The 11,975-nt window shown below is 61.2% G+C and carries 13 protein-coding genes; 6 read left to right on the top strand and 7 right to left on the bottom strand.

Annotation, left to right across the window (positions count from 1 at the left end):
- The first annotated feature begins 7 nt into the window (after window positions 1-7).
- On the top strand, window positions 8-913 hold the full coding sequence (cofD, locus tag BRA42_RS02565) for a 2-phospho-L-lactate transferase (protein ID WP_342770911.1): 906 nt from the start codon (window positions 8-10) through the stop codon (window positions 911-913).
- An 11-nt stretch (window positions 914-924) separates the two neighbouring features.
- On the opposite strand, the gene nifU is transcribed toward cofD, so the two are convergent.
- The 5 genes from nifU to BRA42_RS02540 all read right to left on the bottom strand — a co-directional run bounded on the left by nifU (window position 925) and on the right by BRA42_RS02540 (window position 3,463).
- Window positions 925-1,311 (bottom strand): Fe-S cluster assembly scaffold protein NifU, encoded by a 387-nt coding sequence (gene nifU / locus BRA42_RS02560; protein ID WP_292408816.1) that lies wholly within the window; start codon window positions 1,309-1,311, stop codon window positions 925-927.
- 11 nt (window positions 1,312-1,322) lie between these two features.
- Window positions 1,323-2,477, bottom strand: coding sequence for a cysteine desulfurase family protein (locus tag BRA42_RS02555; protein WP_342770910.1), 1,155 nt, complete (start codon window positions 2,475-2,477; stop codon window positions 1,323-1,325).
- A gap of 12 nt (window positions 2,478-2,489) precedes the next feature.
- Window positions 2,490-2,849: a DsrE family protein gene (locus BRA42_RS02550; protein ID WP_292408810.1), complete on the bottom strand. Its 360-nt coding sequence runs from the start codon at window positions 2,847-2,849 to the stop codon at window positions 2,490-2,492.
- Window positions 2,850-2,959: 110 nt separating this feature from the next.
- On the bottom strand, window positions 2,960-3,211 hold the full coding sequence (locus BRA42_RS02545) for a sulfurtransferase TusA family protein (protein WP_292408806.1): 252 nt from the start codon (window positions 3,209-3,211) through the stop codon (window positions 2,960-2,962).
- 9 nt (window positions 3,212-3,220) lie between these two features.
- Window positions 3,221-3,463, bottom strand: coding sequence for a sulfurtransferase TusA family protein (locus BRA42_RS02540; protein ID WP_292408803.1), 243 nt, complete (start codon window positions 3,461-3,463; stop codon window positions 3,221-3,223).
- 416 nt (window positions 3,464-3,879) lie between these two features.
- Here BRA42_RS02540 and BRA42_RS02535 point away from each other — a divergent pair, with 416 nt between their 5' ends.
- The 3 genes from BRA42_RS02535 to BRA42_RS02525 all read left to right on the top strand — a co-directional run bounded on the left by BRA42_RS02535 (window position 3,880) and on the right by BRA42_RS02525 (window position 6,708).
- Complete coding sequence (locus BRA42_RS02535) at window positions 3,880-4,422, top strand: pyruvoyl-dependent arginine decarboxylase (RefSeq protein ID WP_342771038.1); 543 nt, start codon at window positions 3,880-3,882, stop codon at window positions 4,420-4,422.
- Between the two features lie 97 nt (window positions 4,423-4,519).
- Window positions 4,520-5,809 (top strand): aspartate--tRNA(Asn) ligase, encoded by a 1,290-nt coding sequence (gene aspS / locus BRA42_RS02530; protein ID WP_342770908.1) that lies wholly within the window; start codon window positions 4,520-4,522, stop codon window positions 5,807-5,809.
- The gene (locus BRA42_RS02525) at window positions 5,806-6,708 is read left to right on the top strand and encodes a methionine synthase (RefSeq protein WP_292408794.1); all 903 of its coding nucleotides are present in this window, start codon (window positions 5,806-5,808) and stop codon (window positions 6,706-6,708) included. The genes aspS and BRA42_RS02525 overlap by 4 nt, the downstream gene beginning before the upstream one ends.
- Before the next feature lie 882 nt (window positions 6,709-7,590).
- Here the strand turns inward: BRA42_RS02525 and BRA42_RS02520 are convergent.
- Together BRA42_RS02520 and BRA42_RS02515 are read right to left on the bottom strand one after the other, a co-directional pair.
- The gene (locus BRA42_RS02520) at window positions 7,591-8,175 is read right to left on the bottom strand and encodes an RAD55 family ATPase (protein ID WP_292408791.1); all 585 of its coding nucleotides are present in this window, start codon (window positions 8,173-8,175) and stop codon (window positions 7,591-7,593) included.
- Between the two features lie 74 nt (window positions 8,176-8,249).
- A complete protein-coding gene (locus BRA42_RS02515) occupies window positions 8,250-9,800 on the bottom strand; it encodes a class I adenylate-forming enzyme family protein (RefSeq protein ID WP_292408788.1) in 1,551 nt (516 codons plus the stop codon).
- Between the two features lie 239 nt (window positions 9,801-10,039).
- On the opposite strand from BRA42_RS02515, the gene BRA42_RS02510 reads away from it, so the two are divergent.
- Window positions 10,040-10,213, top strand: a complete 174-nt coding sequence (locus BRA42_RS02510; protein ID WP_292408785.1) for a hypothetical protein — start codon at window positions 10,040-10,042, stop codon at window positions 10,211-10,213.
- Between the two features lie 394 nt (window positions 10,214-10,607).
- Window positions 10,608-11,633: a FeoB small GTPase domain-containing protein gene (locus BRA42_RS02505; protein ID WP_292408782.1), complete on the top strand. Its 1,026-nt coding sequence runs from the start codon at window positions 10,608-10,610 to the stop codon at window positions 11,631-11,633.
- The last annotated feature ends 342 nt before the right edge of the window (window positions 11,634-11,975 follow it).

Genomic DNA, 11,975 nt, shown 5'->3' with positions numbered 1-11,975 from the left:
TTGTTCAATGATAACCTTCCTCTCGGGCGGGACCGGGACCCCGAAGCTCCTCCGAGGCATGCTGGAGCTGCTGGAGGAGCGGGAGATTGCAGTCATCGTCAACACAGCCGAGGATATGTGGCTCTCCGGCAATCACCTCTCGCCTGATACCGATACGGTCATGTACCTCTTTGCGGGCATCCTCGATACCGGCCAGTGGTGGGGAATCCGCAACGACACCTCCATCACGCACGGCCTCCTCGCGAGACTCGGCATCGAGGAGTTCATCGCCGTCGGGGACCAGGACCGGGCGGTGCACATCGCGAGAGGAGAGATGCTCAGAAGCGGCATGCGCCTCACCGAGGCGACCTCGGTGCTCTGCCGGAAATTCGGCGTTCGGGCCACCGTCCTTCCGATGACCGACTCCGCCGTGACGACCTACGTCCACACGCCCCGGGGCGAGATGCATTTCCAGGAGTACTGGGTGAAACACCGGGGGAACGTAACGATCGACGGCGTGGTCCGCCGGTTCCGTCAGCCGCCGGTTGCGACAGAGGAGGCTATCCGGGCAATCGAGGCGAGCGATGCCGTGGTGATCGGCCCGAGCAACCCGGTAACGAGCATATCGCCCATTCTCGAGTGTGCGGGGGTGCGGGAGGCACTCCGCCGTCACCGGTGCGTCGTCGCAATCAGCCCCTTCATCGGGGACGCGCCGATCAGCGGCCCGGCGGCGGCCCTGATGCAGGCTTTTGGAAAGGAGCCCTCATCGGCCGGGACCTACGGACTGTATGAGGACCTCATCGACGTCTTCATCCAGGACATCCGGGACCCCGTCCGGATAAAGGGAGCGCTCCGGCGGGATACCCTCATGGCCTACCAGGGAAAGAGCCTGGACCTTGCAAAAAGCATCATGACGCTGGTCTACCGGTGCTGAAAAACCCACATCTACTTCTTCTGCTTCTCCCGGTAGTCCTGTATCGCCGCGTGGAGTGCGTCCGCTGCGAGATTGGAGCAGTGCATTTTCCGGGGCGGCAGCCCCTCAAGTTCGGTCGCCACATCGTCGCGGGTGATCTGCATCGCTTCGTCGAGCGTCTTTCCCCTGGCGAGGTCGGTAACCATGCTGCTCGTGGCTATGGCCGACCCGCACCCGAACGTCCGGAACTTGATATCCTCAATGACATCATCCTTGACTTTGATGAAGATCTCCATGATGTCCCCGCAGACCGGGTTGCCGACCTTGCCGTAACCGTCCGCGTTCTCGATCACCCCGACGTTGTGCGGGTTCATGAAGTGCTCCATCACCTTCTGGCTGTATCCGATCTGGTCTGCCAAATTCTTCACCCCTATAGCGGAGTAATGGCCCGCAGGCGTTTAACTGTTTCTCTGACGGCGTCTACAACCCGGGGCGCCTCGTCCGCGCGGTTCTCGCGCCCGAGCGTTGCGACCATCGACCCGTGCGCCTCCTCGTGGGCGAGCCCGATGGCAAGGAGGACGTGGGAGGCTTCGAGCGTCCGTGAGGTGCACGCCGACCCGGTGGCGACGGCGATCCCGAGCATGTTCATGGCAAGCTGGATGCTCTCCCCCTCGATCCGGGAGAAGCGAAAACTCGCGTGGTGCGGGAGCCGCTCCGTTGGGTGGCCGGTCAGGTAGGCCTCCTCGATATCCGTGATCCCGGCGATAAGCCGGTCCCGGATCGCGGCAAGGCGCCTGCTCTCCTCCAGCATCTCTTTTGCCGCAAGCCGGGCCGCCTCTCCCATACAGGCGATCCCGAAGACGTCCTCGGTCCCGGGCCGGAGACCGCGTTCCTGCCCGCCCCCGACAAGGACCGGCTGGACCCGGACGCCGGGGCGGATGTAGAGCGCTCCCATCCCCTGAGGTCCCCCGAGCTGGTTCGAGGAGAGGGTGGCGAGGTCGATGCCGGCGCGCTCCACGTTTATCGGTACCCGTCCGGCGGCGTCGGTGGCGTCCACGTGGAGAAAACCGCCGCGCGCGTGGACGATCTCCGCCACCTCGCGGATCGGTTCGATCGTCCCGATCTCGTTGTTTGCGTAGTGGACCGACGTGACGACGGTCTCCGGCGTGACCGCCTCTTCGAGGGCGCCGAGGTCGATCGTGCCGTAACGGTCGACCGGGACCTCTGTAACGGCAAAACCCTTCTTCAGAAGAACTTTTGCCGGGTTCAGGACCGAGATGTGCTCGATGGTGCTCGTAACGACCCGCTTGCCCCGTTTCATGTTCCGGAGCGCGGTCCCCCTGACGGCGATGTTGTTCGATTCGGTCGCCCCGCTGGTGAAGATGACCGAAGCCGGGTCGCTCGCGCCGATGAGCGCTGCCACCTCCTCCCGCGCGCGGGAAACAGCCTCCTCTGCCGCAAGCCCTTCCCGATAGATCGTGGAGGGGTTGCCGGCGAAACCGGCAAGAAACCGGTTCCCGAACCGGAGGACCTCAGGGTGGATCGGCATCGCCGCTGCGTGGTCGAGATAGATCCGCTCCTCCATACCCGGCCGCTCCTAGAACGTTATGACCGCATCGGCGTCGAGTGCGAGGTCGTTTAAAGTGAGTGCACCCACGACCCGGCCTTCCTCGATGAAGTCGCCCCGCGCCATACCGAAGAGCTGGGTGCTCTGCTCGCAGATGTAGATTGTCGCCCCCGCGGAGATCGCCTGGTCGCGGATCTCCGAGAGTTTCGGGAAACTTCCAACCTTGATCTTCTCCGCTGCGCCTTTCTTGACGACCGTCACCCCTTTGATCATGAAGAAGATGTCGGCGTCGATGTCTGTCGCGCGCGCCGTCATCGCGAGCATGAACGGGGCATACAATCGCTCCGGGGTGTCGGTGCCGCTGGTCTGGATGTAAAGTATCCGCGCCATGCCGGTTTACACTCCTTTTCGGGCGGATAACGGTGCCTTCTCCTCGTTCACGGGCTCCTGGTTCCCGCCCTCCCGGGTCGGGAGGTTGTCCGCATAGCCGCCGGTGTTCATCACGTCGCCTCTGTCGTCACCGTCGCTCCTTTGCGCACGAGGAGGGTCGTCACGCCCGATGCGAAGTGTTCTTCCTCGAGCGCGTGCCCGCTCTGACCGGCCCAGGACCTGACCTCCTCGACAAGGTCCGGCTTGTCGGTCGTCACCTGCAGGACCTGTCCCGCGTTGAGCGTCTCCATCCCCGCCTCGATCGAGAGCAGGGGCGATTGGCAGATACCAATGCAACTGACCGTCTTATCCGCATACACCATTTTCCTCACCTACTTCATCTTCCTGATGCAGAACCTCATGACCCTGTCATTCTTCTCGAACTTCACGATCTTGTGCCCTACGCGGCCTGCCCAGCGCCGGATATCCTCTTCCGCGGCAGGGTCATCCGCCTCGACCTGGAGCGTCTCCCCGACGTCGAGGTTCTCGATTGCTTCCCGGGTCATCATGATCGGCATGGGGCAGTAGAGCCCGATAGCGTCCACGACCGCCGTGGGTTTATTCTCCGGTCCCATATCCTTACCTTCCGTTGCGGGAGAGCATGAGAGAATCCCGGGTGCCGCGACGCGTCAGCGACAACCCCGGCTGCACCGGATGCAGCACCATCACTTATAAGCGTTCCTCCGGGTGCGTCCGGAACGCGGGAGAGACGCAGATGCCGTTCCCCGGCAGACTTGAGGAATGTTTTTCGATATGGGCGGTTCCCGTAACGATTTCGGTTCAAGCGGTCTCCAGAGAGAGATCGACCGGCATTGAGAGCGGTTGCGGCCACCCCGGGCATACCCGGATAAGTCGTATTTCCCGGCAGTTTCCGGGTTTATCCGCATATTACTGCACTGATGTCAAAAAGAGACGAAAATGAGCGTAATTTTCCATTCGTGGCGGATATAACCGAAAATATTAAAAATCTCTAGCGATAAGAAGATCTTCAATGTTCGTTCCGACCAAGTGTTTCTTTACAAAGGGTGTGGGCATCCACAAAGACAAACTGGCGTCATTTGAACTGGCTCTCAGGCAGGCGGGCATCGAGAAGTACAACCTCGTCTACGTTTCAAGCATCTTCCCCCCGAACTGCCGGCTGGTCTCGAAGGAGGAGGGGCTGCAGCACCTCTCTCCGGGGACCATCGTCTACGTCGTCATGGCCCGGAACGAGACCAACGAACCAAGCAGGCTCATCTCCGCCGCCATCGGACATGCGATGCCGAAAGAGAGCAACGCCTACGGCTACCTCTCCGAGCACCACGCTTTCGGAGAGACCGCAGAGGTCTCGGGAGAATACGCGGAAGACCTTGCGGCAACCATGCTTGCGACAACGCTCGGGATCGAGTTCGACCCCGACAAAGCGTGGCAGGAACGCGAACAGATCTACAAGGCAAGCGGGCGGATTATCAACACAACCCACACCTGTCAGTCGGCAAAAGGAGATATGAACGGGCGCTGGACGACGGTCCTCTCCGCCGCGGTCTTCCTCTGATTATCTCAGTCCCGGAGTATTCCGCGAAGCGTTCTCCCGGCGGGGGAGCGCAAGACAAAATACCTTCCGGGGCCCACACTATATCCAGGTTTTTCATATGCGTCTACCAATACGGGCCGTAACCCCACAGACTGAATCTGCCGAGGTCATCGGCTGGGTGCACGAGGTCCGCGATCTCGGAGGACTTACGTTTTTCCTGATCCGCGACCGGACCGGCATCGTCCAGGTGACCGTCCCGAAGAAGAAGGTCACGGCGGAGATCCTTGAAGCAGCCCGGAACGTCTCGCGAGAGTCCGTGGTCAGGGTCCGGGGCAGGGTCAAAGCAATCGAGAAGGCCCCCGGCGGGCGCGAGATCGTCCCCGAGGAGTTCGAGGTCATCAGCCCCGCGGAGAGCCCGCTCCCGCTCGACGTCGCCGAGAAAGTGCCGGCCGAACTCGACACCCGGCTTGACTCCCGGTTCCTGGACGCGAGGAAGCCGCGTGTCCGCGCCATCTTCTTCATCCGCTCGGCGGTGACCTGCGCCGCGACCGCGTTCCTCGCCTCCCGGGGCTGCATCAATATTACAACCCCGAAGATCGTCGCCGCCGCCACCGAGGGCGGCACCGAACTCTTCCCTATCGCCTACTTTGAGAAGGAGGCATTCCTGAACCAGAGCCCCCAGCTTTATAAACAGATGATGATGGCCGCCGGGTTCGAGGCGGTCTTCGAGCTCGGCCCCATCTTTCGCGCCGAGGAGCATAACACCGTCCGGCACCTCAACGAGGCCACGTCGCTTGACGTGGAGGTCTCGTTTGCGGACCATAACGATGCCATGGAACTCCTCGAAGACCTGATCGTCCACGTCTACGACTACGTCGCAGAGAACTGCGGCGAGCAACTTGCGGAACTCGGGGTTGACCTCACGGTTCCTGAGAAACCGTTCCCCCGGATACCCTATGCGGAAGCGATCGAGACCGCGAACCGCACCATCGAGGAGAAGCTCGCCTTCGGCGACGACCTCTCCCCGGCGGCCGAGCGGGCGATCGGAGATTCGGTCGGAACGCATTACTTCATTGTCGACTGGCCCACCGACATCAGACCCTACTACGCGATGCCTTACCCGGACAGACCCGAGTTCTGCAAGGCGTTCGACCTCATGCACCCCCGTATGGAACTCTCCTCCGGCGCCCAGCGTATCCACCAGTACGACCTCCTGGTAGAACGTATCCGCGCAAAGGGCCTCTCTCCCGAGAGCTTTGAGTTCTACTTAAACACGTTCCGTTACGGCATGCCCCCGCACGCCGGATGGGGGCTCGGCATCGAGCGCCTGGTGATGACGATGCTCGATCTCCAAAACATCCGTGAAGCGGCGCTCTTTCCACGCGACCGGCACAGACTGACCCCATGACCCTGACAAGCGTGCGCCTCCCGACCACGGTGGTCGGGAGTTACCCGGTGGTGAAAGGCTCGGGGATTTTAGCCCTCATGGACCCGCTCAAGCATGCGGTGGAGGTAGCGGTCGCCGGCCAGATCGACGCCGGGATCGATATCATCTCCGACGGTCAGGTCCGGGGCGACATGATTCGTGCCTTCACCTCCCACCTCCCCGGCATCCGCGGGTCTTCGGTAATCGGGAAGGTCCAGCCGGCCCGACAGCCCATCACGCTCGCCGATACGAAGTACGCCCTCTCCCGGCACCCGAAGGTGAAGGGGATCCTCACCGGCCCGAGCACGCTCGCGCACGGTCTTTCGATCGAGACGCCGTTCTACCGGAACCGGGACGAACTGGTCCTCGACCTCGCGCAGGCGCTCGCCGTCGAGGCGGGCTACCTTCAGGACGCCGGGATCACGCTCCTCCAGGTAGATGAGCCCATCTTCTCAACGGGTGCCGCAAACATCGCCGTCGGCCGCGAGGCGGTGAACGCGATCACCGCCAGGCTCCGGGTGCCCGTCTGCCTCCACGTCTGCGGAAATCTCGGGACAGTCATCGACGACATCCTCCGGGCGAACGTCACCGTCTTCGACTTTGAGTTCGCAAACAACCCCGGAAACCTGGAAGTGATCTCAAAAAAGGACTTGCGCGGCCGAATGATCGGCTACGGGTGCGTGGACTCGACCGACCCCGGTGTCGAGAGCGTTGAGACCATACGCAAGCGGATCGAGACCGGAATCGATGTCTTTTCGCCGGAAGCAATGCTCATCGACCCCGACTGCGGCCTTCGGATGCAGACACGGGACGCGGCGTTCGGGAAACTGAAGAATATGGTTGTTGCGACGGGGTTAGTCCGGGCCGAGTATACGGACTGAGCGGGTAGTCCGGTATGCTGTCTCACAAGAGGCTGCGAAGGGGGGTTGTCGCTTTTCTTACCGAATGGCGCTCAAACCCTCCTGATTTTTCCATGTAGTGAACTACCCCGCGCCTTTTGGGCGCGGCTTCCTGCTTCATTCCTCCTCCATTGAGGCAGGTCCACAGGCTCAACGGCGCGTTCCGCGCCTGATATCAGGTTGCTTGGTTCTCGCAACACAGATAGAACATTATTGGATGGATTGATAGAAGAATGTACCGTATCGAAATTGATTACAGGAAGGGCGTTCCGCTTCACGGAAGATGCTCCGCATCTTCCTGACAGGCACAACCCTTTGGGTTGTGCCGTGCCATCCTCACCCTGAAGGGTGGGGTCTTCACGCTTCACCCCCCTTCACCCCCGCAAGATAAACGGTCATGATTGCGGGGAAGCCCGGTACACTGGACCGTGGCGGCTATCGCCTTTAGGGGATCTCCCCGCACACGGCACGGCACTCCTCACGACCCCACTCGAAGATCTTCGGTCTTCTCAAGCTCCGGTTCTAGCGAACCATCGCACCCCGCCCGGCCTCCTCATTCGTACCTTTGGGGCGGGGGCAGTGCGTGGCGACAGTCATGAGGAATCTGTGCCCGGGCGTGGCCCCGGAACCCAAGAACGATGCTCCCCAATTTATCATATTGGTAATTGGGAATCGGACCACTATTGACTGCTACCCCAATCTTTCGCGTGAGAGAGCAATCCCGCATACCAGGATTGCAAAGTAAGGTGAAATGATCCACTCGCGGGTCCTGAACTTCGAAAGTGCAAAAGTTCGGCGTCCGAATAAGCCGGAGTGCGACGCCCCGAACCGTGAAGGTGCCTCCTGCAAAAGAGTATTCCGGCCTTAAACCACCCTGCTCGTCGTCGAGAGTTCAAGGCCCTTCGCGGTGATGTGATAGGGGATGACTCGTTGCGGCACGTCCGCACCTTTGAGTTTCTCGATGGCAAGCGTCCGCTCGAACTCGTTGCCGTTGACCTGACTCCTGAGGGAGATGAAGATATCGACGGCGCGCATTATCCGTGCTTCCTCAAAGGGGCCGTGGAAACCGGTGTAGAGGAGGTAGACGATGTTTGCCCCCCCTTCGATGAGTGCACGGGTATCTTCGACGACGAGCCCGACGGCGGCGTCGATTCCCCGGGCGGCGATCAGCGTTGAGAGGGAGTCCACGACGATCCTCTCTCCCCGCATGGCCCCGGCCAGCGTCGCGGCGTCCATGCCGCGTGCGTCGGTCATACCTTCCCCGGGCACGGCATCATACATCAGGTAAGCGCCTGTTCTCTTCCCGGATTCCCAGAACTGCTGCGCCAGGAGTTCAAGGCCGCTCAAAGGTGATCCGGAGATGACGATGCTGGTGCCCGGAGCGAATCCCCCGTCGAGTGCAAGGTCCAGGCCCGCGATTCCTGTCGAACGTCTGGAAGTGTCTGCCACGTCTATCTCTCGGTGAAGTTTCTAGCGGTACCTATTCGCTGTCTTTCCTTAAATCACCCCCGAAGTGCGATCCTTCACGCCGCCGACGTCCCGGCGTCGCAGTAGAGTTCCCGAAGGCGCTTCCGGAGGAGTTTCCATCCGTTCACCCGGGGAACCTCGTCGGCAAGGATGACCTGACGGGGAACCTTGTAGCCGGCGAGGCGCTCGCGGGCGAAGGCGATGATCCCGTCGGGGGTGATCTTCTCCCCGTCGGCGGGGACCACCACGGCAACCGGCACCTCGCCCCGGTGCTCGTCGGGACACCCGAAGACCGCCGCGTCACGAACGCCCGGGTGCTGAACGAGCACGTCCTCGACCTCGGTCGGGTAGATCTTCCAGCCAGACATGACGATCATGTCCTTCTTCCGGTCGGTGATGTAGAGCATTCCGCCCCTGTCCTGGTGGCCGATGTCGCCGGTCAGGAACCAGCCGTCGGGGAGGAAAGCAGCGCGGGTCTCCTCCGGCATCTGCCAGTAGCCGAGCGCCACCGCGGGCCCCCGAAGGGCGATCTCGCCGTCCTCGCCGAGCGGAAGCTCCCGGCCGGAGTCGTTCGCATCGACGATCTTCACCTCCGAGAACCCGACCGGCGTGCCGACGCTCTTAAACTCATCTGCGGTCGCGTAGTGTTCGGGGCGGATGGCGGTTCCCGTCCCGACGACGATCGTCTCGGAGAGGCCGTAGGCGTTGACGATGGGAATCCCGAACCGTTCGTGGAAGGGTTTCCAGATGCCGGGCATCAGAGGGCCGCCGCCGCTGATCAGCACCCGGGCGGTGGCGAGCGCCGTCTCGGTCCCCGGCGGGGTCTGGAGAAGAGAATGGATCACCGGCGGCATGCTTGCGACGACCGTGGCCCGATACTCACGGGCAAGGTCAAGGTAGCGGGCGAGATCGAACCGCTCCATGACGACGTAGGTCCCGCCGGCCCTGAGGGTGGCGATGCCCCAGCTCACCCCGACGTGCCCCATTGGGTAGATCCCGAGGAAGATGTCGTCGTCGGTGATCCGGAGAACGTCCCGTTCGGCGTCCATGGCCGCGATCCAGTTCCCGTGAGTGAGCATGGCGCCTTTCGGTTTGCCGGTGGTGCCGGAGGTATACTGGATCTGACAGAGGTCGTCGAACCGGCAGTTGGCGGCACGGAGGTCCGCCGGTGCACGGAGGAGATCGGTCCACGGGGTGGCGCCGTCGGTCTTTCCGCCGACGGCAACGACATGTCGGAGCGTCGGCGCCCTGTCCCGGATGCGGCCGACGAGAGCGGCTCCTTCAACGTCGGTGATGACGGCGACGGCCCCTGCATTGCGGACGGCGTAGAGAACCTCGCTCTCCCGATAGACCCGGTTCGTCGGGACCGCAACGGCGCCGATACGCCAGAGGGCGAGGTAACCGACGAGGTACTCCACCGAACTGTCCAGGTAGATGCAGACCCGCTCCCCGTGCCCGATCCCGAGGCCGCGAAGACCGCAACCGACGCGGGCGACGCGGTCCCGAAGGTCGGCATAGGTATAGGATTCTCCCCGGGAGGGGACAACGAGAGCGATTTTCCCGGGGTTGCAGGCATTTGCATCGAGGAATGTGGTACAGTTCGGCATTGGTGGGCTCCATAATACAAGGGTGAACTTCGATGTATATACTTGTCCATGGACCCGTAAATAGGTTGCGTCGGAGAGAGTTCCCGGTTCCTTGAATCGGGGTCCTCCTTCGGGCCATATTTTAGGAAATCACATTAAATTCGAAGATTTTTCGAGTGAGGTTCATTACTCCCGTATTTGTTAACAGTATACTGTAGGGAGTCATCTCCTTACAGAGCTGGAAACGAAAAGGTGAACCGATGACAGCGGCGCAAGAACTTGCGACTCATGTGAGAGCAGAACTGGAGCACGTGCATGCCGATCTGGAGCACGTGGGACGAGATCTCGAAGAACTCAATGCACATATCAAGATGCTTGATGGACATCTTCACCATCTCCTCGATGAGACGGAGGAAGGAGTTATCATCGAGTAAGCATCTTCAAAATCTCTTCGGACAGATGGATCGTAACTTTCTCTCCCGTGCTTTTGAGGCAGGAGTCATTGAGAATGTTGACGCTCCCTCCTTCTCTCAACGTCCAACAGAGTTCCTCATGGTGAAACAGGGCAGGACTATTCCTGCCCTGCTGGCAGAAACTCCCCTACACGAGATCTGCAGTTTATCCTCCCGTTCCTTCCCGAAAGACCGTTTAAGAGTTGTTTCTCATTTTTTCCGAATATCGGTCCCCATTACCTTCCGGAACCCGTGCGGGGCCCGTATCCGACATTTTTCGGGCATCGCGCCGTCCGAAGAAAATACCTATTCCGCGATCAAATCCGGATCTCTTTCGGGCCGGGAATATATCGACCAAATGAGAGAAGAGACTCATATGAATCGATTAAATTCAGCGGAACACACGGCGACAGCCCTGCCCGATGATGTCGGGCCGAGGAGCCGGTACGGCAGCGTCGGCATTCGCGCGTCCGGGAGTCCCGACGTCGGGAACCGATCCGGGGCGGTCGTGGAGGTGAAGACCGGCAGGGTCGACCGCAACGGCTGCGGGATCGAGGTCGTCGATCTTCCCGGGACCTACAGCCTGACTGTATATTTTGCGGACGAGATCGCCGCATGGGATTTCATCCTCGACGAGAAGCCCGACATCGTCGTCCAGGTCGTGGACGCGGCGAACCTGGAGCAAAGCCTCTACCTGACGACACAACTTGCCGAACGCGGGGTCCCGGTTGTTATCGTCCTGAACAGGCCCGATACGGCCGAAATGTGGGAGGACCCCATCAACCGGGAGGGGCTCCCGACGCTCCTTGATGCTCTGGTCGCGTGCATGGCCGGAACACAGGGTGACGAACCCGACGACCGTTTCGATGCGGTGAGCGAAGGCGTGGAGACCTCGCCTCATCACGGACGAATCGAAGACTACGGCGAAGGGGAAGAGGCGACAATTGCATCGCTGGTCGATGCTCTCGCGACCGCCGGGGCCCTCCCCGGACGGTATCCCCTCTGCCGGCTTGCGGTCGAACTTCTGGAGGGAGGCGATAACAGCCCGTCGGAGGTCCGGGAGAGCCCGGTCTTTGCCCGTGTACAGATCCTCCTTTCTTCCCTCAATCAGGATGATTACGAGGTTTTAATGACGGAGGGGCATTATGAGGGGGTTGCAGCCGTTTTACTGCAGGCCCGCGGCGCCAATGCCGGCGTTCCGGGCGCGGCCGACGGTGTAGACGATGAACACCCCCGACGCTTCGGATGTTCCGGCCGCTGTAGCGAGACCGAGAAGCATGGAATCGTGGAGTATGCCCTGACGGAGAGAGGAAAACAGTTTGCAGAAAGGCTTGCGAGGATAAAGGAACTCCACAGAGGTCCGGTGTCGGGCTTAATCGGTGCGAACGGGTTTGAGGGGTAGGCCGGGCCCATCTTCCACATCCCGGGCGGAGAGCAAACGATCCTCCCTTCGTACGGCAGAGCCTTGCAGACTGCCGAAGAACCGCTCCGCCGGGACGATTGCAGATCGTCCTCCAGTTCCGGGAAGCGTGCAGGTCCTGCCAGGGGCACACCGACGGAGAAGAGCCGTTTTGATCGGTCAAAGCACGCAATAGGGGGTGTTTTTCCGATGTTCCCCGGCAATTATCCGCCGGCGGCGCCGGGGCGCGGATGTCATTCGCGCCGTTTCTCTTTGATAACCGCGTTTTCCTTCCGTCACCACGGGGAACGAACATCAGCCGATATTTGGTTCCATAGGATACCC

The sequence above is a fragment of the Methanoculleus sp. UBA374 genome, assembly GCA_002508705.1.
In the GTDB taxonomy this organism is placed as follows: domain Archaea; phylum Halobacteriota; class Methanomicrobia; order Methanomicrobiales; family Methanoculleaceae; genus Methanoculleus; species Methanoculleus palmolei.
This window is presented reverse-complemented; position numbering and strand designations above follow the sequence as displayed.

Coding starts and splice junctions, on each gene's coding strand:
- cofD (WP_342770911.1), top strand. CDS start 8: ATGATAACCTTCCTCTCGGGCGGGACCGGGACCCCGAAGCTCCTCCGA.
- BRA42_RS02555 (WP_342770910.1), bottom strand. CDS start 2,477: ATGGAGGAGCGGATCTATCTCGACCACGCAGCGGCGATGCCGATCCAC.
- BRA42_RS02550 (WP_292408810.1), bottom strand. CDS start 2,849: ATGGCGCGGATACTTTACATCCAGACCAGCGGCACCGACACCCCGGAG.
- BRA42_RS02545 (WP_292408806.1), bottom strand. CDS start 3,211: ATGGTGTATGCGGATAAGACGGTCAGTTGCATTGGTATCTGCCAATCG.
- BRA42_RS02540 (WP_292408803.1), bottom strand. CDS start 3,463: ATGGGACCGGAGAATAAACCCACGGCGGTCGTGGACGCTATCGGGCTC.
- BRA42_RS02535 (WP_342771038.1), top strand. CDS start 3,880: ATGTTCGTTCCGACCAAGTGTTTCTTTACAAAGGGTGTGGGCATCCAC.
- aspS (WP_342770908.1), top strand. CDS start 4,520: ATGCGTCTACCAATACGGGCCGTAACCCCACAGACTGAATCTGCCGAG.
- BRA42_RS02525 (WP_292408794.1), top strand. CDS start 5,806: ATGACCCTGACAAGCGTGCGCCTCCCGACCACGGTGGTCGGGAGTTAC.
- BRA42_RS02515 (WP_292408788.1), bottom strand. CDS start 9,800: ATGCCGAACTGTACCACATTCCTCGATGCAAATGCCTGCAACCCCGGG.
- BRA42_RS02510 (WP_292408785.1), top strand. CDS start 10,040: ATGACAGCGGCGCAAGAACTTGCGACTCATGTGAGAGCAGAACTGGAG.
- BRA42_RS02505 (WP_292408782.1), top strand. CDS start 10,608: ATGAATCGATTAAATTCAGCGGAACACACGGCGACAGCCCTGCCCGAT.